The organism is Roseateles sp. (genome assembly GCF_049240545.1).
In the GTDB taxonomy this organism is placed as follows: domain Bacteria; phylum Pseudomonadota; class Gammaproteobacteria; order Burkholderiales; family Burkholderiaceae_C; genus Paucibacter_A.
On the sequence record NZ_JBMLSK010000188.1, the window covers coordinates 1 to 1763 of the forward strand.

Below are 1763 nucleotides of genomic sequence, written 5' to 3' on the forward strand. Positions count from 1 at the left end.
TGCGCGCGAAGCGCCGGATCGCCTCCTCGGCCAGCGGGCTCACTGCGGCCTTGGCCAGCTCGTCGAACTTGCGTCGGGCGTGTGCCACGCAGGCCGCAGCTCGGCGGTCCGGGTACACCCGTGTATCGAGCACCGCGTCGTAGGCGCTGTAGCGATCGGTCAGCAGCGTGCCTGCCCATCGTCGCTGACCGATGCGCTCGTCGCCGCCGAGGAAGGCCACGGGGTAGTGCGCCCCGCGCCCGAGGCAGAAGTCGTAGACCACGCCGGGTGTCGGATCGTGATGACTCCTGGCGTAGGCCCAGACGTAAGCTCTCTTGGTCTTGCCCGCGCCGGGGTCCAGCAGCGCCACCGGTGTCTCGTCACCGTGCAGCACCCGGCAGCCGAGCACGAAGCGCTTGTGCACGTCGTATAGCGGTTGCAGCGCCGCGCCGGCCTGGCCGGCCCAGGCCGCCAGCGTCGAGCGCGGCGTGTGCACGCCAGAGCGGGCGTTGATCGTCTCCTGCCGGTAATACGGCAGATGGTCTGCGAAGCGGCTGATCAGCGTGTGGGCGAGCAGCCCGCTTGCCGGCATGCCGCCGTCGATCACCTCGGGGACGGCCGGCTCCTGCCGCAGGGTCTGACAGCAGCGGCACGCCCACTGGCCGTAGATGTGCCGGTGCACGAAGAACTCGGCCGGCACGATGTCCAGCCGCTCGCTGACGTCCTGGCCAATGCGCGTCATCGGCGCGCCGCACCCCGGCGTGATGCAGGTGGTGTTCTCGGGCTCGTGGTGATGCTCGACGCGCTTCAGGTGGGCAGGCAGCGCCTCGCGCCGGGGACGACGCGGCGGCGCCTTGGGCTTGGCTGGCGCCTGAGCAGCAGCTTCTGCGCGCAGTTGTTCCAGTTGCGCCTGCAAGCTCGCTTCGTCCTCGGCCAGCGTCTCTTCGAACAGGCGGCGCTGCTCGGCGCTCATCGCCTCGGTCTTGGCGCCGAACTTCCAGCGCTTCAGACGCGCGAGCTCGAAGTTGACCTTCTCCAGCTTGGCATCTCGCCAGGCGATGTCGCGGTCCTTGCGCTCGATGAGTTGCTGCTTGGCCTCGATGAGTTGTTGCCGGCGCTCGAGCTCGCTGGCTTGGTGCTCGATGTGCGCGAGCATCTGTGCGGCCAATGCCTTGACGGCCTCGGGCGTCAGACCTTGCAGGTCCTGGGCCTTGAGATCACGCATGCCGAGCATGCGCTGCATGATGCCGATCTCAGCGACCGCGCACCATTGGCAGATGTCCCGTCAACCTGCTGCAGACCGGTGGCTGCCAGATGGCAGCAGCGATCATGTCGGCCAGATCAAGCCCGCGTGATCACGCTCATCTCGGGCAGGCGCTGCCAGGGCAGGCCCACGACCAGGGCGTCGAACTGCGCCGGGGTCAGCGACACCGGTTCGGCCGCAGCCTCGCCTGGCCACACGAAGCGCCCGGCGTTCAGACGGCGAGCTGCGCACCACACGCCGAAGCCGTCGTGCACCAGCAGCTTGATGCGCGTGGCGCGCGCGTTGGCGAACAGGTAGCCGTGGTGGGCATGGGCGGCACCGGTGACTTGCACGACGCAGGCCAGCAGCCGCTCCGCGCCGGCGCGCATGTCCACCGGCGCGCTGCACAGCCAAAGGCGATCGATGCGGATCACTTGGGTGGCTCACCAAGTGGGTCACCTCCCAGGCAAGCTGAGTCATCTCGCTGGAGCATAGGAAATTCAAACGCCCTTTTCAAGCCGACAGGCCCCGGGGTAAACCC

2 protein-coding genes are annotated in these 1763 nt (G+C 68.5%); both read right to left on the reverse strand.

From position 1 onward, the window contains the following. The coding region (gene tnpC, locus ACOVRJ_RS12010) for an IS66 family transposase (protein WP_422044083.1) at positions 1–1222 on the reverse strand (1222 nt) is incomplete at its 3' end. A gap of 98 nt (positions 1223–1320) precedes the next feature. Continuing rightward, the gene (tnpB, locus tag ACOVRJ_RS12015; protein WP_422044084.1) at positions 1321–1656 is read right to left on the reverse strand and encodes an IS66 family insertion sequence element accessory protein TnpB; all 336 of its coding nucleotides are present in this window, start codon (positions 1654–1656) and stop codon (positions 1321–1323) included. Positions 1657–1763: the final 107 nt, after the last annotated feature.